Annotated in this window: 22 protein-coding genes and 1 riboswitch; of the genes, 16 read left to right on the top strand and 6 right to left on the bottom strand. The window is 73.4% G+C overall.

Annotation, left to right across the window (positions count from 1 at the left end; genetic code table 11):
* Positions 1-92: 92 nt before the first annotated feature.
* The 6 genes from shc to AB0M16_RS20650 all read left to right on the top strand — a co-directional run bounded on the left by shc (position 93) and on the right by AB0M16_RS20650 (position 6,067).
* The gene (shc, locus tag AB0M16_RS20675) at positions 93-2,078 is read left to right on the top strand and encodes a squalene--hopene cyclase (RefSeq protein WP_365344862.1); all 1,986 of its coding nucleotides are present in this window, start codon (positions 93-95) and stop codon (positions 2,076-2,078) included.
* Entirely contained in the window at positions 2,078-2,731 is a 654-nt protein-coding gene (locus tag AB0M16_RS20670) for a 1-hydroxy-2-methyl-2-butenyl 4-diphosphate reductase (protein ID WP_365344860.1), read from the top strand. The genes shc and AB0M16_RS20670 overlap by 1 nt, the downstream gene beginning before the upstream one ends.
* Positions 2,732-2,738: 7 nt before the next feature.
* Positions 2,739-3,761, top strand: coding sequence for an adenosyl-hopene transferase HpnH (hpnH, locus tag AB0M16_RS20665; RefSeq protein WP_365344858.1), 1,023 nt, complete (start codon positions 2,739-2,741; stop codon positions 3,759-3,761).
* Positions 3,762-3,772: 11 nt separating this feature from the next.
* Entirely contained in the window at positions 3,773-5,158 is a 1,386-nt protein-coding gene (locus tag AB0M16_RS20660; protein ID WP_365345141.1) for an aspartate aminotransferase family protein, read from the top strand.
* 86 nt (positions 5,159-5,244) lie between these two features.
* A complete protein-coding gene (locus AB0M16_RS20655) occupies positions 5,245-5,892 on the top strand; it encodes a helix-turn-helix domain-containing protein (protein WP_365344856.1) in 648 nt (215 codons plus the stop codon).
* Between the two features lie 19 nt (positions 5,893-5,911).
* Entirely contained in the window at positions 5,912-6,067 is a 156-nt protein-coding gene (locus tag AB0M16_RS20650) for a DUF6126 family protein (protein ID WP_356729994.1), read from the top strand.
* A 204-nt stretch (positions 6,068-6,271) separates the two neighbouring features.
* Here AB0M16_RS20650 and AB0M16_RS20645 read toward each other — a convergent pair whose 3' ends face one another.
* On the bottom strand, positions 6,272-7,069 hold the full coding sequence (locus AB0M16_RS20645) for a tyrosine-protein phosphatase (protein ID WP_365344853.1): 798 nt from the start codon (positions 7,067-7,069) through the stop codon (positions 6,272-6,274).
* Positions 7,070-7,441: 372 nt separating this feature from the next.
* Positions 7,442-7,595: riboswitch (cyclic di-AMP (ydaO/yuaA leader) on the top strand.
* Positions 7,596-7,599: 4 nt separating this feature from the next.
* Between AB0M16_RS20645 and AB0M16_RS20640 the strand changes: the two genes are divergently transcribed.
* The gene (locus AB0M16_RS20640) at positions 7,600-8,547 is read left to right on the top strand and encodes a LysM peptidoglycan-binding domain-containing M23 family metallopeptidase (protein ID WP_365344851.1); all 948 of its coding nucleotides are present in this window, start codon (positions 7,600-7,602) and stop codon (positions 8,545-8,547) included.
* Positions 8,548-8,724: 177 nt separating this feature from the next.
* Positions 8,725-9,519: an SGNH/GDSL hydrolase family protein gene (locus AB0M16_RS20635; protein ID WP_365344849.1), complete on the top strand. Its 795-nt coding sequence runs from the start codon at positions 8,725-8,727 to the stop codon at positions 9,517-9,519.
* 52 nt (positions 9,520-9,571) lie between these two features.
* Here the strand turns inward: AB0M16_RS20635 and AB0M16_RS20630 are convergent, their stop codons facing one another.
* From AB0M16_RS20630 to AB0M16_RS20610, 5 genes are all read right to left on the bottom strand, one after another.
* Positions 9,572-10,432, bottom strand: a complete 861-nt coding sequence (locus AB0M16_RS20630; protein ID WP_365344847.1) for an STM4011 family radical SAM protein — start codon at positions 10,430-10,432, stop codon at positions 9,572-9,574.
* 11 nt (positions 10,433-10,443) lie between these two features.
* Entirely contained in the window at positions 10,444-11,802 is a 1,359-nt protein-coding gene (locus AB0M16_RS20625) for an STM4012 family radical SAM protein (protein ID WP_365344845.1), read from the bottom strand.
* Positions 11,799-12,659, bottom strand: a complete 861-nt coding sequence (locus tag AB0M16_RS20620) for an STM4013/SEN3800 family hydrolase (RefSeq protein WP_365345139.1) — start codon at positions 12,657-12,659, stop codon at positions 11,799-11,801. The genes AB0M16_RS20625 and AB0M16_RS20620 overlap by 4 nt, the downstream gene beginning before the upstream one ends.
* A gap of 182 nt (positions 12,660-12,841) precedes the next feature.
* A complete protein-coding gene (locus tag AB0M16_RS20615; RefSeq protein ID WP_365344843.1) occupies positions 12,842-13,972 on the bottom strand; it encodes an STM4014 family protein in 1,131 nt (376 codons plus the stop codon).
* Entirely contained in the window at positions 13,969-14,925 is a 957-nt protein-coding gene (locus AB0M16_RS20610; RefSeq protein ID WP_365344841.1) for an STM4015 family protein, read from the bottom strand. The genes AB0M16_RS20615 and AB0M16_RS20610 overlap by 4 nt, the downstream gene beginning before the upstream one ends.
* A 193-nt stretch (positions 14,926-15,118) precedes the next feature.
* On the opposite strand from AB0M16_RS20610, the gene AB0M16_RS20605 reads away from it, so the two are divergent.
* The 8 genes from AB0M16_RS20605 to AB0M16_RS20570 all read left to right on the top strand — a co-directional run bounded on the left by AB0M16_RS20605 (position 15,119) and on the right by AB0M16_RS20570 (position 23,950).
* Positions 15,119-16,264 carry a hypothetical protein gene (locus AB0M16_RS20605; protein ID WP_365344839.1) on the top strand — a complete coding sequence of 382 codons (1,146 nt, stop codon included), beginning with the start codon at positions 15,119-15,121 and terminating at the stop codon, positions 16,262-16,264.
* A 119-nt stretch (positions 16,265-16,383) separates the two neighbouring features.
* Positions 16,384-17,214, top strand: coding sequence for an SIMPL domain-containing protein (locus AB0M16_RS20600; protein ID WP_365344837.1), 831 nt, complete (start codon positions 16,384-16,386; stop codon positions 17,212-17,214).
* 1,054 nt (positions 17,215-18,268) lie between these two features.
* Positions 18,269-19,468 (top strand): MBL fold metallo-hydrolase, encoded by a 1,200-nt coding sequence (locus AB0M16_RS20595; protein ID WP_365344835.1) that lies wholly within the window; start codon positions 18,269-18,271, stop codon positions 19,466-19,468.
* 484 nt (positions 19,469-19,952) lie between these two features.
* Positions 19,953-21,956, top strand: coding sequence for an ATP-binding protein (locus tag AB0M16_RS20590; RefSeq protein WP_365344833.1), 2,004 nt, complete (start codon positions 19,953-19,955; stop codon positions 21,954-21,956).
* 6 nt (positions 21,957-21,962) lie between these two features.
* Positions 21,963-22,397, top strand: coding sequence for a roadblock/LC7 domain-containing protein (locus AB0M16_RS20585; protein WP_365344831.1), 435 nt, complete (start codon positions 21,963-21,965; stop codon positions 22,395-22,397).
* A 2-nt stretch (positions 22,398-22,399) separates the two neighbouring features.
* Positions 22,400-22,771, top strand: coding sequence for a DUF742 domain-containing protein (locus AB0M16_RS20580; RefSeq protein WP_365344829.1), 372 nt, complete (start codon positions 22,400-22,402; stop codon positions 22,769-22,771).
* Entirely contained in the window at positions 22,749-23,384 is a 636-nt protein-coding gene (locus AB0M16_RS20575; RefSeq protein WP_365344827.1) for an ATP/GTP-binding protein, read from the top strand. Before AB0M16_RS20580 ends, AB0M16_RS20575 begins: the two co-directional genes overlap by 23 nt.
* Positions 23,381-23,950 carry a GAF domain-containing protein gene (locus tag AB0M16_RS20570; RefSeq protein ID WP_365344825.1) on the top strand — a complete coding sequence of 190 codons (570 nt, stop codon included), beginning with the start codon at positions 23,381-23,383 and terminating at the stop codon, positions 23,948-23,950. Before AB0M16_RS20575 ends, AB0M16_RS20570 begins: the two co-directional genes overlap by 4 nt.
* Positions 23,951-24,116: the final 166 nt, after the last annotated feature.

Raw genomic sequence — 24,116 nt, 5'->3', positions numbered from 1 at the left:
ATGAGTTCGCAGTCGCCGGCCGGTGCCACCCGGCACCGGCCGACGGCAGACCCGAAGAAGCAGAAGTAGACCTACTGCACGAAGGGGACGCCATGACAGCGACGACCGACGGAAGCGCCGGGGCCGTGGGCCCCCGAGCAGCCGCGGCCAGCGAAACGACCACCGACAGCACCGGAGCGCTCGACGAGGCCGCCGCGAAGGCGGCGGAACGCTCCGTCGACCACCTCCTCGGCCGCCAGGACGCCGAGGGCTGGTGGAAGGGCGACCTGGAGACCAACGTCACCATGGACGCCGAGGACCTGCTGCTCCGCCAGTTCCTCGGGATCCTCGACCCGGACACCACCCGCGCCGCCGCCCTCCACATCCGCGGCGCACAACGCGAGGACGGCACCTGGGCCACCTTCTACGGCGGGCCCGGCGAACTCTCCGCCACCATCGAGGCCTACGTCGCCCTGCGGCTCGCCGGAGACCTTCCCGGTGCCCCGCACATGGCCCGAGCCTCCGCCTGGGTCCGCGAGCAGGGCGGCATCGCCGAGGCCCGCGTCTTCACCCGGATCTGGCTCGCCCTCTTCGGCTGGTGGAGCTGGGACGACCTGCCCGAGCTGCCGCCCGAACTGATCTTCCTGCCCAGCTGGTTCCCGCTCAACATCTACGACTTCGGGTGCTGGGCCCGGCAGACGATCGTGCCGCTCACCGTCGTCTCCGCCAAGCGCCCGGTGCGCCCGGCCCCCTTCGCGCTGGACGAGCTGCACACCGACCCGGCCCGGCCGAACCCCGTCAAACCCCTTGCTCCGAAGGTGAGTTGGGACGGCTTCTTCCAGCGCGTCGACAGGGGCCTGCACCTGTACCGCAAGGTGGCCCCGCGCCGGCTGCGGAAGACCGCCATGGACGTCGCCGCCCGTTGGATCGTCGAGCGGCAGGAGAACGACGGCTGCTGGGGCGGGATCCAGCCGCCGGCCGTCTACTCGCTCATCGCGCTCCATCTCCTCGGCTACGACCTCCAGCACCCCGTGATGCGGGCCGGTCTGGAGTCCCTCGACCGGTTCGCCGTGTGGCGCGAGGACGGCGCCCGCATGATCGAGGCCTGCCAGTCCCCGGTCTGGGACACCTGCCTCGCCACCATCGCGCTCGCCGACGCCGGCGTCCGGCCCGACCACCCGGCGCTGGTGCGGGCCGTCGACTGGATGCTGGGCGAGGAGATCATCCGCAAGGGCGACTGGGCCGTACGCAGGCCCCAACTCCCGCCGGGCGGATGGGCGTTCGAGTTCCACAACGACAACTACCCCGACATCGACGACACCGCGGAGGTCATCCTCGCGCTGCGTCGGGTGAAGCACCCCGAACCGGAGCGGGTCGAGGCGGCCGTCCGCCGCGGCGCCCGGTGGACCGCCGGCATGCAGTCGAAGAACGGTGCCTGGGGCGCCTTCGACGCCGACAACACCAGCGCCCTGCCCAACCGGCTCCCCTTCTGCGACTTCGGCGAGGTCATCGACCCGCCCTCGGCCGACGTCACCGCCCACGTGGTGGAGATGCTCGCCCACGAGGGCAAGGCCGCGCACCCCCGCACCCTCCGGGGCGTCGCATGGCTCCTCGCCGAACAGGAGCCCAGCGGTGCGTGGTTCGGCCGCTGGGGCGTCAACTACGTCTACGGCACCGGCTCGGTCGTCCCGGCCCTCACCGCGGCCGGGATCCCCCAGGGCCACCCGGCGATCCGGCGGGCCGTCGGCTGGCTGGAGTCCGTGCAGAACGAGGACGGCGGCTGGGGCGAGGACCTGCGCTCGTACCGGCCGCGCCAGTGGGCGGGGCCCGGCGTGTCCACCGCCTCACAGACCGCCTGGGCGCTGATCGCGCTGCTCGCGGCCGGAGAACGGTCGTCCGAGGCGGTCCGCCGGGGCGTGGCCTGGCTCGTGGAGACCCAGCGGGCGGACGGCTCCTGGGACGAGCCGTACTTCACCGGCACCGGCTTTCCTTGGGACTTCTCCATCAACTACCACCTCTACCGCCAGGTCTTCCCGCTCACCGCGCTCGGCCGCTACGTCAACGGCGAGCCGGTGCTCCACGGCCGGGAGGGCGGCTGATGGCCCGGGAGCCGGCCAGAGCGGCCGCCGTCCCGCCGCTCCTCGTCGCCTGCGCGCTCGGCATCGAGAAGCTCGCCCTGCGCAGCGGCGACCGCGACGGGGCGCCCGCGCCCGTGACGGTGGTACGGACCGGGATGGGCCCGGCGCACGCGCGGCGGGCCGTCGCCCGCGCTCTCGACCGCGAGCCCTGGCGGGACGCGGCCGTCATCGCCTCCGGCTTCTGCGCGGGCCTCGCGCCCGGGATGCACCCCGGCGACCTGATCGTCGCCGAGGAGACCCGGGACGCCGAGGGCACCATCCCCTGCGTGGGCACCGAGCTGCTCGTCAAGGCGCTCACCCGCGCGCTGCCCGAGCGCACCGTGCACACCGGCCTGCTGACCGGCTCCGACCACGTGGTGCGCGGCCCCGAGCGGGCCGCGCTGCTGGCCGACGGGGCCATCGCCGTCGACATGGAGTCCGCCGCCACTCTGCGCACGGCCACCACCGCCGGACCGCGTCCGGTTGCGGCCGTCCGGGTGGTCGTGGACGCTCCGGAACATGAACTGGTCCGGATCGGCACGGTACGCGGGGGAATATCGGCCTTCCGCGTCCTTCGTGCCGTCCTTCCCGCATTCTTCGAATGGCACCGTTCTTTGCTGCTCCCCAGGAGGTGAGCGAGTTATGGCCATGCCGCTCCGTCAGTCCATCCGGGTCGGGACCTATCTCTTCGAACAGAAGCTCCGCAAGCGGGACAAGTTTCCGCTGATCGTCGAGCTGGAGCCGCTGTTCGCCTGCAACCTCAAGTGCGAGGGCTGCGGCAAGATCCAGCACCCGGCGGGCGTGCTCAAGCAGCGCATGCCGGTCGCCCAGGCGGTCGGCGCCGTCCTGGAGTCCGGGGCGCCGATGGTCTCCATCGCCGGCGGCGAACCGTTGATGCATCCTCAGATCGACGAGATCGTGCGCCAGCTCGTGGCCAAACGGAAGTACGTCTTCCTGTGCACCAACGCGATGCTGCTGCGCAAGAAGCTCGACGACTTCACCCCCTCCCCGTACTTCGCCTTCGCCGTGCACATCGACGGACTGCGCGAACGGCATGACGAATCCGTCGCCAAGGAAGGCGTCTTCGACGAGGCCGTGGCGGCGATCAAGGAGGCCAAGCGGCGCGGTTTCCGGGTCACCACCAATTCGACCTTCTTCAACACCGACACCCCGCAGACGGTCATCGAGGTGCTCAACTTCCTCAACGACGACCTCCAGGTCGACGAAATGATGATCTCGCCCGCCTATGCCTACGAAAAGGCACCCGACCAGGAGCACTTCCTCGGCGTCGAGCAGACCAGGGAACTCTTCAAGAAGGCGTTCGCGGGCGGAAACCGGCGTCGCTGGCGGCTCAACCACTCGCCGCTCTTCCTCGACTTCCTCGAAGGCAAGGCCGATTTCCCGTGCACCGCGTGGGCGATCCCCAACTACTCCCTCTTCGGGTGGCAGCGCCCCTGCTATCTGATGAGTGACGGCTACGTCCCGACGTACCGCGAGCTCATCGAGGAGACGGACTGGGACAAGTACGGCCGCGGCAAGGACCCGCGCTGCGCCAACTGCATGGCGCACTGCGGCTACGAGCCCACCGCCGTCCTGGCGACCATGGGCTCGCTCAAGGAGTCGCTGCGCGCGGTCCGCGAGACCGTCAACGGGAACAACGGGTGAGCGAGCGCGTCATGACCGGTGAGTTCGACCTGCGGGCGCTCCTCGCCGAGCGCGGTGGCGAGCGCTACGAGCTGCACGCCCGCCACCTCAACCACCAGCTGCCGCGGATGCTCCACACCCTCGGCTTCGACAAGGTGTACGAGCGGGCCGAGGGCGCCCACTTCTGGGACGCCGACGGCGCCGACTACCTCGACATGCTGGCCGGCTTCGGTGTCATGGGCCTCGGCCGGCACCACCCCGTCGTGCGCAAGGCGCTGCACGACGTCCTCGACGCGCAGCTCGCCGACCTCACCCGCTTCGACTGCCAGCCGCTGCCCGGGCTGCTCGCCGAGCGGCTGCTCGCGCACAGCCCGCATCTCGACCGGGTCTTCTTCGGCAACAGCGGCACCGAGGCCGTCGAGACCGCGCTCAAGTTCGCCCGGTACGCCACCGGACGGCCGAGGATCGTCTACTGCTCCCACGCCTTCCACGGGCTGACCACCGGCTCCCTGTCGGTCAACGGCGAGCAGGGCTTCCGGGAGGGCTTCGCGCCGCTGCTGCCCGACACGCCGATCGAGCTCGGCGACCTCGACGCCCTGGAGCGGGAGCTTCGCCGGGGGGACGTGGCCGCCTTCGTCGTCGAGCCCGTCCAGGGCAAGGGCGTCCACGAGGCGCCGCCGGGCTTCCTGCGCGCCGCCCAGGAGCTGCTCCGCCGGCACGGCGCCCTGCTCATCGCCGACGAGGTGCAGACCGGCCTCGGACGGACCGGCGACTTCTACGCGTACCAGCACGAGGAGGGGGTCGAGCCCGACCTGGTGTGCGTCGCCAAGGCGCTCTCCGGCGGCTACGTGCCGGTCGGGGCGACCCTCGGCAAGGACTGGATCTTCAAGAAGGTCTACTCGTCGATGGACCGGGTGCTCGTCCACTCGGCCAGCTTCGGGTCGAACGCGCAGGCCATGGCGGCCGGGCTCGCGGTGCTGTCGGTGATGGAGTCCGAGGGCACGGTCGCGCACGTACGCCGTGTCGGCGACCTGCTCGCCGGGAGGCTGCGCGAGCTCGTGCCGCGCTACGAGCTCCTGAAGGAGATCCGGGGCCGGGGGCTGATGATCGGCATCGAGTTCGGCCGGCCGTCCTCGCTCGGCCTGCGCAGCCGCTGGACGATGCTCCAGGCGGCCCGCAAGGGACTCTTCGCCCAGATGGTCGTGGTGCCGCTGCTCCAGCGCCACCGCATCCTGACCCAGGTGTCGGGGGACCATCTGGAGGTGATCAAGCTGATCCCGCCGCTGGTCATCGACGAGGCGGACGTGGACCGCTTCGTGACCGCCTTCACGGCGGTGATGGACGACGCCCACGGGGGCGGCGGACTGATGTGGGACTTCGGGAAGACGCTGGTCAAACAGGCCGTCGCACAGCGCTGACGGCGGGCTGCCCGGATCAGCCCCACGGGTCTTGCCTCTGAGGCAAGAAAGTTGCCTCAGAGGCATGATCCTGGCGCAATGGACGCATGGACCACGTCCCCGGGGGACCCGCCCCGGAAACCGCCGCCCGCGCCGCTCGCAGCGAGCTCGACGTACCGCCGGACGTCGCCCCGCAGCTGCGGGCGCTGCGCCGCCGCAGGGGACTCACCCTGGAGGCCGCCGCGCAGCGGGCCGGGCTCTCCCCGGCCCACCTCTCCCGGCTGGAGACCGGGAACCGGCAGCCTTCGCTGCCGATGCTGCTCGCCCTCGCCCGTATCTACGGTACGACGGTGTCCGAGCTCCTCGGCGAGGTGCCGCCCGAGCGCGACCCGGTCGTCCGGGCCGGCCGCTCCGAGCCGGTCGAGGCCGACGGCTGGATCTACCGCCAGGTCGGCGGCGCCGGGCGCGCGATGCAGTGCCTGCGCGTGCACGTGCCCTACGCCACCAGCGCGGACATCGTGCGGGTCCACCCCGGCGAGGAGTGGATCCACGTCATCGAGGGCCGTGTACGGCTCGCGCTCGGTGAGGCCGTGCACGTCCTCGACCCGGGCGACAGCGCGCACTTCGACTCGCTCACCCCGCACCGGATCGGCGCCGCCACCCGAGCCGGGGCCGAGCTGCTCTTCGTCCACACCCTGCTGCAGAGCCCCGTCGCCGAGCTGTGTCTCGGCGACGGCACCCCGCACCGGCGCTGACAACCCGAAAGGTAGTGCTATGTCCGAGAAGTCCGTACCGGTCACCGGCGAGGAGCGCGGCGGCGGCAAGTTCCCCAAGGGGCTGGTGCTCCGCCTCTTCGCGTACCTGATCGCGGGGCACCTCTTCGCCGGCTTCCTCTACCTGCTCTTCATGCTCGGCGGGCAGAACCAGTAGCCGGGGCCGCCGGGCCGCCCGGGGCCTCCGGGCCTGCCCGGACAGCCCGGGCCCGCCGAGGGCCGCCGGGATCGCCCGGATCGCCGTGGCCTTCCTGGACCGGCCCGGACCTTCCCGGACCGGCCCGGACCTCCCGGACCTCCCGGACCGGCCCGGGCCTTCCCGGACCGGCCCGGACCTCCCCAGCCTTCCCGGCCGCCGGGGCTAGGACTCCGAGAGCAGGCGCTCGCGGAGCCGCTCCCGGGTCTCCGGGGAGAGTGCGAGGCCCTGGGTGAGGTAGGCGTCCACCGACCCCCACGTCTCGTCGATCGTCGCGAAGGCGGCCCGCAGGTACTCCACCCGCGCGTCGAAGAGCGGGCTCAGCAGCTCCATCACCTCGGGTGCCATGCCGTCCGGGGCGGTGGAGCTGCGCTGCACCTTGTAGCGGCGGTGCGGGGCGTTCGACTTCAGGTAGTCGGCCTCGACGGCCTCGCGCTCGACGCCGACGGCCAGCAGCGAGACCGCGACGGACAGGCCGGCCCGGTCCTTGCCGGCGGCGCAGTGCATCAGGGCGGGGACGCTGTCCTCGGCCATCGCGTGCAGGATGCGGCTGTGCTCCGCCGTGCGCTCGACCATCATCTTCCGGTAGGAACCGGACATACGGGCGGCGGCCTTGCCGTCGGCCAGGAGGTCGCGCAGCTGCGCCAGGTCGCCCTGGCGCACCATCTCCCAGAACTCCTTGCCGTCGGCCGGGTCGCTCAGGGGTATGTTCACGTTCCGCACGCCCGGGAGGCTCACGTCCTCCCCTTCGAAGCGCCGGTCGGCGTCGTTGCGGAAGTCGAAGACCGTGTGCAGGCCCAGGGTGGCGAGGAAGGCGGCGTCCTCGGCGGTGGCGTGGGCCAGGTGGCCGCTGCGGAAGAGGCGTCCGGGGCGCACGGACCGGCCGTCCACGGTCGGCAGCCCGCCCAGGTCGCGGAAGTTGCGTACGCCGGTGAGCTCGGGCTCGGTCATCGCTTGCGTCACGGTTGCTCCTGCTGTCGAGATCGGTTCCTGGGGCAATCATCCAGATGAGAGGCCCCGCACGCACCCCCTCGGGATGGAATGGGGTTTCTGTCCGAATTGAGGGTTTAGGGGTAACGCGCCCTGGTTCCTTGTCAGATAGGAAGCCGGGCGTGAGCAGCGTCATACGCGTGACGGACCGTGCCTGATCGTCTTTCCCAAATTCCCTTCTGGAAAGGGAAATCGAGGGGCCGTCATCGACGGAGGGTGACGGGAATTCCCGCTGGATTTCCCGGAATCCGTAGTGGCGGGAAATCAGTGGCTTGTTCGTGCCGACCTCGCTCGTCTAGCGTCGCGCTCAATCCGGACGGACCGCCTAATCCTGCCGCCGACCGGAATCCGCACCCACCCGTACATGGCAGGAGCGGGGGACCCAGGTAGTACGCCGATCCCTCGGAGAAGGACGGCTCGGGGTGAAGCCGCGCGACCAGCGGCCGGACATCTCCAGTCCGAACCCGACAGCTCACCTCGCAGGCGACGGAGAGGAATTCGCCATGCCCGCGAAGGGTAAGCACCGCCGTCCCAAGGCCAACCCGATCACCCGCGGGTTCGTGGCAGCCGGTACCGGAGGCGCCGTCGTCGCCCTCCCGCTCATCGGCGCGACCGGCGCGCACGCCGCCGAGAAGGCCGCCCCGACCGTCACCCCGCAGCAGGCCGTCGCCGCCGTCGCGCCCGCCGCCGTGACCCCCGCCAAGACCCCGGCCGCCCCGAAGACGTACACCGTCGTCCGCGGCGACTACCTGTCCAAGATCGCCACCGAGCACCACCTGGCCGGCGGCTGGCAGAAGCTCTACCGCGACAACCGCCAGGTCGTCGGCGGCAACCCGTCGCTGATCCTGCCGGGCATGAAGCTCACCCTCGGCGCCAAGAACCCCGCCAAGGCCGCGCACCACAAGAAGGCCGCCGCCGAGCGCACCCAGAAGGGTTCCGGCGACGCCTCGACCCGCGCCTCGCGCGGCAGCGAGCGCTCCTCGGCCCCGGCCTCTACCGCGAGCTCCTCCGCCCCGTCGTCCTCCTCGGCCGGCACGACCTCCGCCTCCGGCTGGGTCGCCCCCCTCGGCGGCGGCATCTCCACCCCCTACCGCGCCTCGGGCGCGATGTGGTCCTCCGGCTACCACACCGGCGTCGACTTCATCGCCTCCACCGGCACCACCGTCCACGCGGTCGGCCCCGGCACCGTCTACTCCGCCGGCGACGGCGGCGCCTACGGCAACCAGGTCGTCATCCAGCACGCCGACGGCACCTTCTCGCAGTACGCGCACCTCTCCTCGATCTCCGTCTCCGCGGGGCAGACCGTCACCGGCGGCCAGGAGATCGGCCTGTCCGGCGCGACCGGCAACGTCACCGGCCCGCACCTGCACTTCGAGATCCGCACCGGTCCGGACTACGGCTCCGACATCGACCCGCTGGCGGCCCTGCGCCAGCACGGCGTCAGCATCTGACGTAGCGTCAGCACCGCGTCGGCGTACGGTCGGCGCGCCACCGCAGGCCCGGCACCCCGTGCCGGGCCTCCGGCGTATTCCGGCTTGGCAGAATCTTTATCGGTGGCATATGTCACCCTGCGTCAACCCCTCCTTACGGTCGCGTAGGTCACACCGCGCGGGGAAAGATGTGCTCCCGTGGCAGACGATTCGAGATCAACAGACAAGAACGCATTCGGGTCGTACGCGGCGATCGGTGACAGCTTCACCGAGGGCGTCGGAGATCCCGGGCCCGACGGGGCGTACGTCGGCTGGGCGGACCGGTTCGCGGTCCTGCTCGCCGACCAGCTGCCGGAGCACGACGACTTCCGGTACGCCAATCTCGCCGTACGGGGGCGCCTTCTGGACCAGATCGTCGCGGAGCAGGTCCCGCGGGCCAAGGAACTCGCCCCCGACCTGGTGACCTTCTGCGCGGGCGGCAACGACATCATCCGCCCCGGTACCGACCCCGACGACGTGGCCGAGCGCTTCGAACGTGCCGTGGCCGACCTCACCTCCGCCGTCGGCACCGTGATGGTGACCACCGGCTTCGACACCCGCGACGTGACCCTGCTGAAGCACCTGCGGGGCAAGATCGCGACCTACAACGGACACGTGCGGGCCGTCGCCGACCGGTACGGCTGCCCGGTGCTCGACCTGTGGTCGCTGAGGTCCGTCCAGGACCGGCGCGCCTGGGACGACGACCGGCTCCACCTCTCGCCCGAGGGGCACACCCGGGTCGCGCTGCGCGCCGCCCAGGTCCTCGGCATGACCGTGCCGGCCGACCCGGAGCAGCCGTGGCCGCCGCTGCCGGTGCGGGGGACCCTGGAGGTCCGCAAGGACGACATCCACTGGGCCAAGGAGTACCTGGTCCCGTGGATCGGGCGCCGGCTGCGGGGCGAGAGCTCCGGCGACCACGTCGAGGCCAAGCGCCCCGACCTCATGCCGCTCTAGCGTTCCGGGGCCTGCCCGGCGGATCAGGTCCGGACGGGCCCCGGAGCCCGTCCTAGGGCAGGGCCCAGGACCGGCCCGCCGGGACCCGCTCCAGGACGCCGCCGGCGAACACGTCGTACAGCGGCAGCGTCTCCAGGTGGACATAACCGATGTGACAGTCGCAGACGGCGAGCGGGCAGGCGCGGGGGCGCAGCGCGGCGCGGTACGAGCCGTCGTACAGATTGCCCAGCTCGGCCCTCACGAAGTGGCAGCGGCGCACCGTCCCGTCGCCGTCCACCGAGATCACCGACTCGCCCGTGCGGCACGGCAGGCCCGCCGAGGGGTGCGGGTGCCGGCTGTACGGGAAGAGCGGGTCCAGGGCCGTCCACCGGGCGGCCTCCGGATCCGTGTAGGTGTGGCCCTCGGCCGCGTTCACCCACAGGTAGACGTGGTCCGGCAGGGCCTCGCGCAGCCGCCGCGCGTGCTCCAGGTGCTCGGGCAGGCCGACGATCCCGACGCTGAAGCGGACGCCACGGGCGGCGAGCTCACGGCACTTGCCGAGAAAACGCTCGTACGGCGTCTCGCCCGGGTGGTACGTGCACCACAGCGCCAGCGTGTCGAGGTCGGCCCCGTCCAGCCAGCTCGTACGGCAGCTCAGGTTCGTCTGGATCGCCACCCGCTCCACGTGCGGCAGCCGGGACAGCTCGGCCATCGCCCGCCGGTACCAGGACCGCACCAGGCCCTCGCCCCACGGGGTGAACAGGATCCGCAGCCGGTCACCCGTCTGCCCGGCCGCCCATCCCGTGAAGCGCTCCAGGGCCGCCCGGTCGGCCCGCAGCCGCTCCGGGCTGTCGCGGCGCTTGGCGAACGGACAGTAGGGACAGGCGTAGTCGCAGGAGGCGAGCGGCCCCCGGTACAGGAGGGTCAGATCCATGCCGGGCCCGCCTACTTCGCCTCGTACGCGGCCATCGCCGCGCTCACCGCCGGCGAGAACAGCTCCGGGCCGAGCCCGTCCGAGTGCGCCAGGCCCTCCGGGGACAGCCGGAGCAGACCGGCCGGGGCGCCGGTGTCCAGCCAGCCCCAGCTCTCGAAGCGGGCGAGCTCGTCGCCGAAGTGCGCGAACGGCGAGCCGCCGAAGCGGGCCGCGTAGTCGGCGAGCGGCATGCCCTCCGCCTGGAGCAGCGACTGCAGGAGATGCCGGCGGCGGGCCTCGCCGACGTCGACCCGGCGGCCCACCTCGGCCCGGGAGAAGTCCCCGGCCCGGGTGTAGGCGTCGATGATCCCCCGGATCTCCGGCATCCCGACCGCGTAGTCGAAGGAGTAGTGCAGCTCCGCGGTGTACGAGCGGGCCCCGCAGCCCAGGCCGATCATGCCGTCCGTCTGGCAGGCGTGGTCGTCGGGACCCAGCGGCGGCGCGTCCGCCCGGCGGAACATGCGCATCGACACCTGCGCGTACCCCTGCGCGAGGAGGTGGTCACGGCCGTACCGGTAGAGCCGCAGACGCTGCTCGTCCCACTCCCGGTCGGCGGTCGCTCCGGAGGTGGCGGCCTGCCGGCCGAGGCCGGTGAGCGGGCGGACGTACAGCGGGTAGAGGTACAGCTCCTCGGGGCGCCAGGCCAGGGCCGCGTCGAGCGAGCGGCGCCAGGACTCCTCGGTCTGGCCGTCGATGCCGTAGATCAGGTCGATGTTGAGGACCGGGACTCCGGTCTCGCGGATCCGGCCGAGAGCGGCCTCGACGTCGGCCCGGCGCTGCGGCCGCACCGCCGCCCTGGCCTCCGCCTCGACGAAGGACTGCACCCCGATGCTCAGCCGGGTCGCGCCCCGCTCGGCGAGGACCGCGAGCCGGTCGGCCGTCGCGGTCGCGGGCGAGGTCTCCACGGACAGCGGCACCGCCCGCAGGTCGGCCCCCATGCGCCGCTCGGCGATGTCGCAGAGCCGCTCCAGCTCGCCCGCGGTGAGGAAGGTGGGCGTGCCGCCGCCGAACGCCGCCGTCGCGAACCGGACCGGCGCGGCGTCGCCCAGCGCCTCCCGCACGGCGACCGCCTGCCGGTCGAGCGCGTCGAGGTAGCGGGTGGTCAGCTCGTCCGGCGCGCCGATCCGGGTGAAGAGGTTGCAGAAGCCGCAGCGGACCTCGCAGAACGGTATGTGCGCGTAGAGCGACAGGGCGTCCTTCGGCTCGTCCGCCCACAGGGCGGCGAGGGACGGGCGCTCGGGCAGCGGGCGGTACGCGGTCTTGTGCGGATAGGCGTAGACGTAACTCCGGTACGGGCGCGGGGCGTCGGTCACGAGCGGCGACGTGGTCACGCGGCCGCCTCCCCGGCGCTCCGGGCGTCGGGCGCGCTCCGGGCGTCCGACGCGTCCGGGCCCGGCAGGACGAACTGTGCGTAGGGCACCGTCCACACCACCTCGTGGCCGAGCCGGTGGCCGGTGAAACCGTCGTCCCCGTACGCGGTGCCGTGATCGGAGCAGACGATCGCGAAGCAGGCGCGACGGCTGCTCATCGCGGCGAAGAGGCGCCCGATGTGCCGGTCGACGTACTCCAGGGCGGCGGCGTGGGTGGCCCTGGTGTCGCCCGCCTCGCGGCTCGCGCCCGGCTGGTGGAACCAGTTGGGCTGGTGCAGGGCCGAGACGTTGACGAAGAGGAAGAGCCGGCGCGCGCGGGGGAGCCCGGCGACCACCTCCTCGGCGCGGGCCACCTGGGACTCGAAGGAGGTCGGCGACGCCACCCCGAACGAGGGCTCCCAGTGGCTCTCCTGGAACAGACCGGGCAGCACCGTTCCGAGCGGCGGCTGCCGGTTGAAGAAGCCGACGCCGCCGACGCACACCGTCCGGTACCCCTCGTGCGCGAGCGCCGAGACCAGGTCGGGGGTCTGGTAGACGAACGTGCCGGTCGCGGTGGTCTCACTGCCCGCGAACGAGGCGGCGAAGAGCCTCGGGTGCGGGCCGGGCGTCGCCGGGGTGGGCAGGAAACCGGCGAAGATGGCCTGGTGGGAGGCGTACGTGAAGCTGCCGGGCGCGTGCCGGCGCTCCCATACCCCGCCGGGCAGGTGCCGGGCCAGGTGCGGGATGCGGCCCGCGGCGGCGAGCTCGGCCGCCACGTCGTACCGCAAGGTGTCGAGGGTGACGAGGAGCAGGTCGTGGCTGCCGACGATCTCGTTCATGTCGGGTGCGGCCGGGACCACGGGTGCGGCCTGTGCGGCCCGTGCGGCCTGTGCGGCCTGTGCGGCCTGTGCGGCCGGCGCGGCCTGTGGCGCGGCCTGTGCGGCCGGCGCGGGCGCGAGGTCCGGGGAGTCCGGGAGGTCCGGCGAGTCCGGGAGGTCCGGGACGGCTGGGATCGGGGGGTTCACGACGTGCTCGTTCCTGTGGTGCGCGTACGGAGGAGGGCGGCGACCTGGGCCGCGTAGGTGTCCAGGCCCTCGGCGCCGCCGCCCGGCAGGCCGGTGAGCCCGGGCAGCAGGTCGCCGAAGGCGTTGACCTCGCCGACCGAGAAACGGCGCCAGCCGGTCGCGGGCAGCAGGTCGACCCCCACGCAGCGGGTGCCGGGGAAGGCCGCGGCGGCCCGCTCGCACACCGCGAGCGCGTCGGTGAACCGCCCGCCCGTCGCGGTGATCGCGGCCCGCACGGCGTCAAGATCGCCCCGGGCCCCGCCGAGATGGAGATTGGTCATGGGGGAGCGGCTGGTGCGGACGACGGCGTGGGTGGCCCTTCCGTCGACCACCACCACCCGCAGGTCGGCGGCGTGTCCGCCGACCGAGGCCTTCGGCAGCCAGCGCTCGATGTGCAGGCCGTCGGGTGCGAGGGCGTCCACCAGGGCGGCGACCTCGCCCTCGGTGCGGTAGCGCCGCACCCGCAGAGAGTTGAACAGGCGGCCGTCCGTCGTGCGTTCCACCGAGGTGGTGGCCTGCACCCGGCCGCCGCCGGCCGTCTCCACCGCCAGGACGCCCGAGGCCGACGAGCCGTGCGCGAGCTTCACGAACACCCTGCGCAGCCCGGTCCCGGCCATCAGCGTCCGCACGTCCGCCCAGCCGCGGACGGCCGGCGCCGACGGGCCCGAGGTGGGCGAGTCCGGCACCGGAACCCCGGCGGCCCGCAGCCGCCCGTGGGTCAGCCGCTTGTCGAAGAGGACGGCCGTCTCGGCCGGGTCGTCCACCAGGGCCGCTCCGGCCTCGCCCACCCGGGCGGCGAGTCCCGAAAGGGCGCCGGTGAACCGCTCGTACCAGCGCCGCGAGCCCTCCACGCGGGCCGGGTCGTCCGCGCCGCGCAGCAGTCGGTCGACCGACTCGTCCTCGCCGGGCGTGTCGACCCGGACGGTCTCCCCGGCCCGGAACTCGGCCCGGCCCTGCAGCACGTCGAGCCAGGGCACGACGCGTGCTCCGGGCAGGCCGCCGGCGCGCACGGCGTCCTGGAAGAGGCGGACCCGGCGGGAGCCGGGATTGCCGACGACGGCCGTGTGGAGGCTCGCGACGGGGCTCATTCGCCGACCGCGGTGTAGCGGTAGAGCGTGCCGTCGTACTCGTCCGGGACCTGCCGGTCGCTGACGTCCACGTCGACCCCGTGCGGCGCGAGCGCCTTCACGACCCTGTCACCCGTCTCCTCGGAGAGGTAGTGGTGCGACAGGTCGAGCCGCTTCAGATGGGTGAGCGGCTGCCCGGCCAGCAGCGCCTCGACGCCCTTGTCGGTGAGCACGCCCATGGACAGGTCGAGTTCGGCCAGGCGCCGGACCACGGGCGCGTTCGCGACGGCGGCCGCCACGTCGTCCTGGTGGTCGCTGTTGCGCAGCCCCAGATGCCGCAGCGCGGGCAGCCGGATGCCGGCCAGGATCGGCTCCAGGTCGTCCGGCGTGCTGTCGTTGCCGTACTCGTCCCGGCCGAGCCACAGCTCCAGGTACTCCAGGGCGGGCAGGGGGCACGCGGCGACGTTCCGTACCAGGCGGCCGGGCAGCCCGCCGGTCTGCAGCACCAGGCGGCGCAGCCCCTCGTGCCGGACGGGCGGGAACTCCAGACCGGTGGCGCCGCGGACGGCGAGCGTGTGCAGCCCGGGATAGGCGGCGAGCAGCGGGGTCACGTCGGACTGGACGATCCACGAGATCTCGCAGTCCTCGAAGGTCATGTCGCCGAGGAACACCGCCTCCAGTCCGGTGAGCCGGTCGTTGGCGCCCATCAGCGCGGTGACGATGCCGGCCGACGAGGTCTCGTACGGCTCGTCCCAGCCGCCCACGACCACGGCCCGCACCCGCGCGGTGTCCACGGTCGCGAGGAAGCGCTCGAAGAGCGGCTGCCACTGCTCGTCCTCGGGGTCGGCATACGTCGGGGCGGACAGCCGCCAGGCCACGGCGGCGGCGTCGGGCAGCTCGGCCGCCGCACCGGGCGCCGGGAACTCGAACACGGGCAGGCCGTGGAACTCCTGCAGGTGAACCCCAATGGTCATGAATGCTCCAGACACCCGGACGTGACACCGGACGACGTCGACCGGCTGATGTCCGCAGTTCTACCAAGCGCGACCGACAACGCCGGTGCCGGGCCCGGGCCCGGCACCGGGCGGGGGAGCGCCGGGTGCGGCGCCTCCCGTGCGTGTCCGTTCAGGTATCTGATGACTTGTCTGATAATCATCACTCGTGCTCATGCGTCGCACTCTCACCGCGCTTCTGCTCGCCGTGGCCACGCTCCTCGTGGCCCTCCCGGCCGCCGGCGCCGACGCCCCCACGGGCGGGGACACCCCACCGACCGGCGAGGCGACCGGGCGGTCCGCCCTCCCGGCCTCGTTCACCATCTCGGGGCTCGACCTCCACGACGGCCACGTGGTCAAGTTCGGCGACACCTACTACATGTACGGCTCGATGTACGGCTGCGGCTTCGAGTGGTACATGGCGCCCACCCCCTGGTGCGGGTTCGGGGTCTCCACGGCCCCCGCGCCGCAGGGGCCGTGGAGCACCCCCAAGCCGCTCTTCGACCCCACCACCGTCGACCCGTGGACCGACAACTCCTGGCAGGACACGTGCGGTGGCACCGCACAGGGCTGCTTCAACCCGCGCATGATCCGCCGCACCGGCTGGGGCCGCGACGACGGGGTCTTCCTCCTCTGGTTCAACAGCCCCCGGCACTACTCGATCGACGGGTCGAACGCCTACAACGTCATGGGCTGCGCCTCCGCCGCCGGACCCTGCGGGCCCGGGGCGCAACCGAACGGCTCGTACCGCAAACCCGGCCTCTCCTTCTGCACCGGCAACGGAGACTTCGGCTTCATCGCCTCCGGCACTCCCGGCGGCGGGCCCGCCCTCGTCTGCACCCTGCCCGGCGCCGTCCAGCTCAACATCGAGGAGCTCGACGGCTGGGGGAGCGGCGGGCACGGCGTCGGCGTGCGCAAGGTCGCCGGGCTCAGGAACGTCGAGGGGCCGGGCGGCTACTGGGACCCGGTGCTGCGGAGGTACGTCCTCACCTACGCCGACCCCGCCTGCGGCTACTGCTCCGGCACCCCGATCGGCTACGCCACCGCGCCGTCCCTCTACTCCGGCTGGACCGCGCCCGGCAACGTCGGCTGGAGCGCCCCCGCGTCCGGGCGCCGCGTCTTCAACGCCAACAGCTGCGGAGGCCAGCCCAGGACCGTCACCGTCCTCGACGGGCAGCCCTGGCAGATCATCGACCTCTGGCTCGGCACCCGCAACGAGGCCGCGGCGCCCACCCACCTCGTGCCGCTGGGCTACACCCCCACCCCGGGCACCCCCGGCGACGGTCACGTCTGGCGCCCGCCGCTCGCCCTGAACTGCTGACGGCCTGGTACGGAGAGGTGAAGGACCGGCCCGCCCAGGAGTGGCGAGGGGGTACGGCGGGGCGGGCCTGGTGGGATGTGCCCGCCGGAGCACCGGCCCCACCCCTGAAGGGAACGCCCATGACGCCCCGTCACCACCCTGAGGACCACCGCGAGAGCCGGCTCGTGCGCCAGGCCGGACGGCGGTCCGGCCAGCCGCGCCCCGGCCGCCTGCGCGCCCTCGCCGCCGGCGCCGCGCTCGGCGGTCTGCTGCTCGGCGCCGCCGCGCCCGCCGTGGCCGCCGACCCCGGCCCCGAGGCGCGGCCCGCCGCCGTACGGCAGGACACGCAGGCCACCGTCACGGTGACCGGGAGCGGCAGCGCGTCCGCCGCGCCCGACCTGGCCGTGCTCTCGGTCGGCGTCGAGGCGACCCGCAAGACCGCGAAGGAGGCGATGACCGCGCAGAAGACCGCGGCCCAGGCGCTCCTGGACGCGCTGGACGCGCAGGGCATCGAGGACCGTGACATCCGCACCGAGAGCCTGTCCCTCTCTCCGGTCTACACGCAGACCCGGGAGGGGGAGAGCAAGGTGACCGGCTACCAGGCCGGGCAGAGCTTCTCCGCGAAGGTCCGCGACATCGACAGGGCGGGGCAGGTCGTCGGCGCCGTCAGCGACGCCACGGGCGACGCGGGCCGCATCAACGGCGTCACCTTCGACGTGTCCGATCCGACCTCGCTGCGCGCCAGGGCCCGCACGGCCGCCCACCACAACGCGCAGGACAAGGCCACCCAGTACGCCGAGCTCAGCGGCCGCAAGCTCGGACGCCTGATCTCGCTCACCGAGGGCGAGAGCGTCCGCCCGGCGCCCGGGACCGCCCCGAGCGCGCCCGCGGACGGGGGCGGGGACCTGCCGCTCGCCCCGGGGGAGATCGAGGAGCACGTGACGGTGGTGGCGGTCTACGAGCTGCTCTGAGGCGCGCCCGGCGCGCCGCCGGGAGCCGCGGGGACGGTGGGGGCCGCCGGGGCCGCCCGGGGACATCCGGGCCGTCGCGGGTGACGCCGGGCCGCGGGGGGGCCTGGGCTCACGGGGCCGGGGCCGCGTCCGCCCGCTCCGACGTGGTGGCGCGGGGGCGATGGGCGGCGGGGCGGCGCGGTGGGCGACGCCGGGGCCGTCGTGAGCGACGCCGGGCCGCGGAGGGCGGCCCGGGCTCACGGGCCGGGCCGCCGAGGGCACTGAGCTCACGGGATGGGGCCGCCTCCGCCCGCTCCGGCGGTGGCGCGGGGGAGGGCGCTGGGATGCGGGGTCGTCCGGACGGCCGGGCCGGCCAGGGACGCGGTGAGCCGCCGGGCAGCGGCGGCCGGGTCGGCGCAGGGGGAACGCGCCGGCCGCCGCGCCCTCGGAGATCGCCGAGGTCAGCGCCTCTTTCCGGGCGCGGTCCAGCGAGCCGGAGAGCTCGCGCAGCGCCGTTTCCCGGGCGCCGCCGCCCAGCTCTCGTCCGCAGCAGCCGGCCCTCGGCCTGGCCGGCCGGGCGTACCGGCTGCCCACCTGCCGCGCGGACCGCCGTACGGCCGGGTCCGGCGGCCCAGGAGGGCGCGCAGCCGGGCCGCCGCCGTACGGCCGTGGTCCGGCGGCCCGGGAGCCTGCGCAGCCGGGCCGGGTGCTGCTCGGCGGACTCGTGCGAAGGCGGCCGTGACCAGCTGTTCCTTGGTGGCGAAGGGGTACGGGACCAGGGCGGTGCCCACCCCGGGCTCGGCCGCCGCGTCGGAGATCCGCAGCGCCCCGACACCCCCGCGCCCCGATCTGGCCCACGGCCGCCCGCAGCGGGCCTCCTGTCGCTGGGGCACGGCCGCCCGCAGCAGGGCCTCCCGCCGCTCGGGCGCGCTCGACCGCGCTCTCGCCACGGCCCGACCGCTCCCCAGCGCATGGCATGTGCGTGCTGTCGCAAAGAGGGCCCCGGGAGGACGTCACCGGCCGTCCGGTCGCCGGGCCGCCCATAATGAAGGGACCGTCGACTTCAGGAGGTCCTGTGACCGGCACTGGCTCCGACCACACGCTGCGGGCACGGCTGCGCGCGCTGCGCCCCGCGGCCTTCGGCGCCGACCCGGCGGGGGAGCGCATGGAGCGCATCCGCCGCTCCCCGAATTTCGCCGACGGGGTCTTCCAGAACCCCGAGCAGGCCCGGCACCGGCCGTCCGGTTCCACCGTCGAGTTCGCGAAGATCTACTTCGAGAAGGAGGCTCGGGCGCGCCGGGCCCCCCTCGGCACGATCCCGGTCCACCCGACCACCGTCGCCGACCTGGCCCGTACTCCGGCCACCGGGCTCCGCCTCACCTGGATGGGGCACTCCAGCGTCCTCGCCGAGATCGACGGCCGGCGGGTGCTCTTCGACCCCGTGTGGGGCGACCGCTGCTCGCCCTTCGCCTTCGTCGGTCCCAAGCGGCTCCATCCGGTCCCCGCACCCCTCACGACCCTCGGTCCGGTCGACGTCGTCGTGATCTCCCACGACCACTACGACCACCTCGACCTGCCGACGATCAAGGCGCTCGCCGGCACCGGGACCCTCTTCGCCGTCCCGCTCGGCGTCGGCGCCCACTTGGAGCACTGGGGCGTGTCCGCCTCCCGGATCCGCGAGCTCGACTGGACCGAGTCCACCGAGCTCGGCGACCTGCGGCTCACCGCGACACCCGCCCGCCACTTCTGCGGCCGAGGGCTGCGCAACCAGCAGCACACCCTGTGGGCCTCCTGGGTGGTCGAAGGCCCCGAGCACCGGATCTACCACAGCGGCGACACCGGCTACTTCTCCGGCTTCAAGGAGATCGGCGCCGCCCACGGCCCCTTCGACGCCACCATGATCCAGATCGGCGCCTACTCCGAGTACTGGCCCGACATCCACATGACGCCCGCCGAGGGCCTGCGCGCGCATCTCGACCTCCAGGGCGGCCGTCCGCACGGCGTGCTGCTGCCGATCCACTGGGGCACCTTCAACCTGGCCCCGCACCCGTGGGCCGAGCCCGGCGCCTGGACGAAGGACGCCGCCGAGGAGGCCGGCCAGGACGTGGCCCTGCCGCGCCCCGGCCAGCCCTTCGAGCCCGCGGGCGCCGTACCGGCCGAGCCCTGGTGGTCCGAGGTCTCCCACCCGATCGCACGCCACTGGCGCCGCTCCCTGCCCCCGCGCACGGCGCCCGAGGACCGCAGCGGCGAACCGGCTCCCGCCGGCGGTCGCTGACGCCGCCCCCACCGCTCTCGGAGACGCGCGCGGTCCCACGGCGACGCGCGCACCCACGCGAACGCGAATCCGGACCGGTCCGGTCCGTGCCGACAGCGACGTGGAGACGCCGGGCGGCCGGCGCCCGAGTGTCTCCGCGCCGCCCGGCCCGCACGCCCGCGACGGGATTCCGGTCAGGGGTGGTTCCGGCAACGGAGCGGCGGCCCGCGTCGGCATCCGCCGCGCTCCGTTCCCGTTCCGCTCCGCCCGTACGGCGAGTTTCGGCCAAGTGTTCTCGGCCTGTCGCGTGAGGGGTGATACCAGACCGAGGCGGTCTACGGGTAAGTTTGCCAACTGCGCACCGCACATGAACGGTTGACGACTACAGTGGGTGCTTGGTGATCATCGGTAGGCTCATCTCACCCACGTAGGAAACCCCCGTAGCACACCCCCCGTAGTGCACCCCCGTAGTACGCCGATTCCTGGGCACGTACCAAGGACACTCATGTCTCAACTTCGCGCACCCGCCGCGCGGTCCGACCGCCGCGAGGGCGGGCGGCACGGCCGGTCAGGCGCCCGCACCGCCGTCGGCACGACCGGCGCCGGCCCCGCTCAGTCCCCCGCGCCCCTCCCGAACGAGGCCCGCATACGCCCCCAACTCCTGCGTACCTCCGTCCTTCCGGCCATTGCCGTGGCGCTGGGCGGCGCCGCCGCCGTGCTGTTCACGATCCGCTCCACCGGCGCCCACGTGACTCCCGGCCTGTGGGCCGCGCTCACCGGCGCCGCGGCGCTCACGGTCGCCTCGGTGACCGCCGCCGCCCTCGGCGCCGACCGGGCGGCCAAGGCGGTTCTCGACCGCGCCAACGCGCTGCGCCGCAGCAGCGCCCGCGACCAGAGCGAACTGCGCGAGGTCGTCGAACAGTTGCGCAGGGGCGAGTCCCCGCAGCCCCGTCCCGCCGCCCCCGCCGGCTCCCCCTCGGGCGACGAGTTCGACCTGCTGTCACGAGAGCTGACGCAGTCTCACGAGGCCGCCGTGGCCGCCGTCGTGGCCGCCTCGCAGCTCTCCAGCAGCGTCGGGAACGAACAGAAGGTCGAGGTCTTCGTCAACCTCGCCCGCCGGCTCCAGTCCCTCGTCCACCGCGAGATCCAGCTCCTCGACGAGCTGGAGAACGAGGTCGAGGACCCCGAGCTGCTCAAGGGCCTCTTCCACGTCGACCACCTCGCCACCCGCATCCGCCGGCACGCCGAGAACCTCGCCGTCCTCGGCGGCGCCATCTCCCGTCGCCAGTGGTCGAATCCGGTCACCATGACGGAGGTGCTGCGCTCCTCCATCGCCGAGGTCGAGCAGTACCCGCGGGTGAAGCTGGTCCCGCCGATCGACGGAACGCTGCGCGGCCACGCCGTGGCCGACGTCATCCACCTCCTCGCCGAACTGGTCGAGAACGCCACGCTGTTCTCCGCGCCGCACACCACCGTGCTGCTGCGCGCCCAGTACGTCACGGCGGGTCTGGCCATCGAGGTCGAGGACCGCGGACTCGGCATGCCGGTCGGCGAGCAGAACAAGATGAACGCGCTGCTGGCCGACCCCGACCAGGTCAACGTCGCGCACCTGCTCCAGGACGGCCGCATCGGACTCTTCGTCGTCTCCGCCCTCGCCCGGCGCCACGGCATCGCCGTACGTCTCCAGTCGAACATCTACGGCGGAGTCCAGGCCGTGCTCGTGCTGCCGCAGGGCCTGCTCGGCGCCGACCCCGAGGGGCTGGCCCGCACTGAGGCGCGGACCCCGGGGCAGCCGCAGGCCACGGCAGAGGTCCAGGCCCCGGCCCACGCCCCGGTGGCCCCCCAGCCCGCCGCGCCGACGCCGCCCCAGGTCACGGCCGCCCCGCCGGCCCCGGCCCCGATGCCGTCGGCTCCCGTCGCGCCCGCGCCCACCCCGGTAGCGGCGCAGGCACCGACGCACACCCAGCCGTACCCGCAGGCACACATTCCGGCTCCGTCGGCCCCCGTCGCCCCGGCTGCCCCCGCAGTACCGCGACCCGTGGCCCACAACGGCACCGCGCCCGGCGCGGCCGGTGCCCCCGCCGGTGCCGCCCTGCCCGGCCTGCCGGGCGTCCCCGCCGGCTCCACCCCGCCCGGCCTGCCCGGCGCGGGAGCCCCCGCGGGCGGCCCCGGCGCACCGGGTCTGCCCGGTGCATCCGGTCTGCCCGGTGTCCCGCACCAGCCCGCCCCCGCCGAGCCCGTACGGCCCGGCACCGCTCACTTCGCTCCGGCCGCCGAGGTCCCCCCGGCCTCGCGCCCCGGAGTGCCGGGCAGGCCCGACCTCCCCAAGCGGCGCGCCCAGGAACACCTCGTCCCGCAGTTGCGTGACGAGCCGGTGGCCCGCAAGCCCGAGGAGCACGCCCTGCACGACCCGGGGCTGATGGCCGCCTTCCAGCGCGGCATCGGTCTCGCAGAATCCCAGCCCGCCCCCCGTGAATCGCTGCGTCCCGGCGACGCGCACAAGGAGTAGATCACCATGGCGAGCAATGTGCCGCACGGCCATTCCTCGGATCTCGACTGGCTGCTGAGCGGCCTGGTCCAGCGTGTCCCGTACACCCGTAACGCCGTACTGCTCTCCTCCGACGGCCTCGTGAAGTCCGTCCACGGCCTCGACCCCGACGCGGCCGACCACATGGCCGCGCTGGCGTCCGGCCTGTACTCGCTCGGCCGCAGCGCCGGCGCGCGCTTCGGCGACGGCGGCGAGGTCCGCCAGGTCGTGGTCGAACTGGACTCCACCCTGCTGTTCGTCTCCACCGCCGGCTCCGGCACCTGCCTCGCGGTCCTCGCCGGCCGCGAGGCGGACGCCGCCGTCCTCGGCTACGAGATGGCCATGCTCGTCAAGAGCGTGCGGCCGTACCTGGTCACCCCGGCCAGACAGGCCGCCGGCGCGGCGGGCAGTGCGGTCCAGTGACCATGGGCGCTCACCACGAAGGGCCCTGGCTCGACGACGCGGCAGGCCGGCTGATCCGTCCGTACACCGTGAGTGGCGGTCGGACCAAGCCCACTGCCGCGCTCGACCTGCTCTCGATGGTGATGGCGACCGGCTCGGCCCCGCAGGCGCACATGGGTCCCGAGCACAGCCTGGCTCTCGGGCTGTGCGACGGCCCCACCTCGGTGGCGGAGATCGCGGCGCACTTACGGCTCCCGGCCGTCGTCACCAAGGTCCTGCTCTCCGACCTCGTGGACTGCGGGGCGCTCACCGCCCGAGCGCCCCGTTTCCACGCCAACCCAACCGACCGTTCCTTGCTGGAGGCAGTGCTCGATGGCCTACGACAACGGCTCTGAGCGCCACGACCGTGGTCACGACAGCTTCGCGACCGACCCCTTCCCCACCGCGCTGAAGATCCTGGTGGCCGGGGGGTTCGGCGTGGGCAAGACCACCTTCGTGGGCGCGGTCAGCGAGATCGAACCGCTGAGCACCGAAGAGCTGCTCACCTCCGTCAGCGCGGCCACCGACAGCCTGGAGGGCGTGGAGTCCAAGACCACGACCACGGTCGCGATGGACTTCGGGCGCATCACCCTCGACGACCGCAACGTGCTGTACCTGTTCGGCACCCCGGGCCAGGAGCGCTTCTGGTTCATGTGGGACGAACTCTCCGAGGGCGCCCTCGGCGCGGTCGTCCTGGCCGACACCCGCCGCCTCCAGGAGTGCTTCTCCGCCGTCGACTTCTTCGAGCGGCGAGGCATCAACTTCGTGGTGGCGGTGAACGAGTTCGACGGCGCCTTCCACTACGACCCGGACGAGGTGCGGGCGGCCCTGGACCTCAAGCCGACGGTGCCGGTCGTGCTCTGCGACGCCCGGATCTCCAGCTCGGGCATCCGCACCCTGCTGACCCTCGTCCAGCATCTGCTCACCAACATCCCGGCCGCCGTGCCGACCTACGGAGCCACGACATGACCTACGACCCGACCGGTCATCTGCTGCTCACCCCCGTCGACCATGAGGCGCCCGCCCGGGTGCGCCGCCTGCGCGAACTGGGCCTCGGCGAGCAGCCCGACCCGGCCTTCGACGAGTTCGCCCACCGGCTCGCGGACGTGACCGGTGCCCCGTTCTCGATGGTCAACTTCATCGACGAGAACCGGCAGTTCTTCGCGGGCCTGCACACCCCGGCCGGCAGCCACTCGGGCACCGACCTCGGGGCGAACGCCGCCGGTGGCGGCGTCGGCCGCTTCATGGCCCGCGACCACGGCTACTGCCCGCACGTGGTGGTGCGCCGCAAGGCCCTCGTGCTGGAGGACGTCTGCGACTACCCGCGCTTCGCGGGCAACCCGGTCGTGGACGAGATCGGCATCCGCTCGTACATGGGCGCCCCGCTGATCGACCGCACCGGGGTGGCCCTCGGCACGATCTGCGTCGTCGACACGGACGTGCGGCCCTGGGGTCGCGCCGGCCTGGAGACGATCAAGGCGATGGCGGCGGAGCTGGTGGAGCAGATCCACCGCCGTGAGGACGGCCTGTTCTGACGCCTGAGGGGCCCTGACGGGCCCTCACGGACCTGCGGTGTGACGGCCTTTCCCTCGGGCGGCCCGTGGTCGCAGGGCCTGCGATCGCATCGCCTGTGATCGGAGGGACCTGTGATCGGACGGTCCCGTGATCGGACGGTCCTTGTGTCGCGCCCCGCGTCCGGGC

The sequence above is a fragment of the Streptomyces sp. NPDC051921 genome (assembly GCF_040680975.1).
Taxonomy (GTDB): domain Bacteria; phylum Actinomycetota; class Actinomycetes; order Streptomycetales; family Streptomycetaceae; genus Streptomyces.
Note: the sequence above shows the minus strand (reverse complement) of the source record. Positions and strands in the feature narration are given on the sequence as shown.

Excerpts from the sequence above, each read along its gene's own strand:
- hpnH (WP_365344858.1), top strand. The coding sequence starts at position 2,739 with ATGGCCATGCCGCTCCGTCAGTCCATCCGGGTCGGGACCTATCTCTTC.
- AB0M16_RS20660 (WP_365345141.1), top strand. The coding sequence starts at position 3,773 with ATGACCGGTGAGTTCGACCTGCGGGCGCTCCTCGCCGAGCGCGGTGGC.
- AB0M16_RS20650 (WP_356729994.1), top strand. The coding sequence starts at position 5,912 with ATGTCCGAGAAGTCCGTACCGGTCACCGGCGAGGAGCGCGGCGGCGGC.
- AB0M16_RS20620 (WP_365345139.1), bottom strand. The coding sequence starts at position 12,659 with ATGAACGAGATCGTCGGCAGCCACGACCTGCTCCTCGTCACCCTCGAC.
- AB0M16_RS20605 (WP_365344839.1), top strand. The coding sequence starts at position 15,119 with ATGCGTCGCACTCTCACCGCGCTTCTGCTCGCCGTGGCCACGCTCCTC.
- shc (WP_365344862.1), top strand. The coding sequence starts at position 93 with ATGACAGCGACGACCGACGGAAGCGCCGGGGCCGTGGGCCCCCGAGCA.
- AB0M16_RS20580 (WP_365344829.1), top strand. The coding sequence starts at position 22,400 with ATGGGCGCTCACCACGAAGGGCCCTGGCTCGACGACGCGGCAGGCCGG.
- AB0M16_RS20585 (WP_365344831.1), top strand. The coding sequence starts at position 21,963 with ATGGCGAGCAATGTGCCGCACGGCCATTCCTCGGATCTCGACTGGCTG.
- AB0M16_RS20600 (WP_365344837.1), top strand. The coding sequence starts at position 16,384 with ATGACGCCCCGTCACCACCCTGAGGACCACCGCGAGAGCCGGCTCGTG.
- AB0M16_RS20610 (WP_365344841.1), bottom strand. The coding sequence starts at position 14,925 with ATGACCATTGGGGTTCACCTGCAGGAGTTCCACGGCCTGCCCGTGTTC.
- AB0M16_RS20590 (WP_365344833.1), top strand. The coding sequence starts at position 19,953 with ATGTCTCAACTTCGCGCACCCGCCGCGCGGTCCGACCGCCGCGAGGGC.
- AB0M16_RS20655 (WP_365344856.1), top strand. The coding sequence starts at position 5,245 with ATGGACCACGTCCCCGGGGGACCCGCCCCGGAAACCGCCGCCCGCGCC.
- AB0M16_RS20570 (WP_365344825.1), top strand. The coding sequence starts at position 23,381 with ATGACCTACGACCCGACCGGTCATCTGCTGCTCACCCCCGTCGACCAT.
- AB0M16_RS20575 (WP_365344827.1), top strand. The coding sequence starts at position 22,749 with ATGGCCTACGACAACGGCTCTGAGCGCCACGACCGTGGTCACGACAGC.
- AB0M16_RS20640 (WP_365344851.1), top strand. The coding sequence starts at position 7,600 with ATGCCCGCGAAGGGTAAGCACCGCCGTCCCAAGGCCAACCCGATCACC.
- AB0M16_RS20630 (WP_365344847.1), bottom strand. The coding sequence starts at position 10,432 with ATGGATCTGACCCTCCTGTACCGGGGGCCGCTCGCCTCCTGCGACTAC.
- AB0M16_RS20670 (WP_365344860.1), top strand. The coding sequence starts at position 2,078 with ATGGCCCGGGAGCCGGCCAGAGCGGCCGCCGTCCCGCCGCTCCTCGTC.
- AB0M16_RS20615 (WP_365344843.1), bottom strand. The coding sequence starts at position 13,972 with ATGAGCCCCGTCGCGAGCCTCCACACGGCCGTCGTCGGCAATCCCGGC.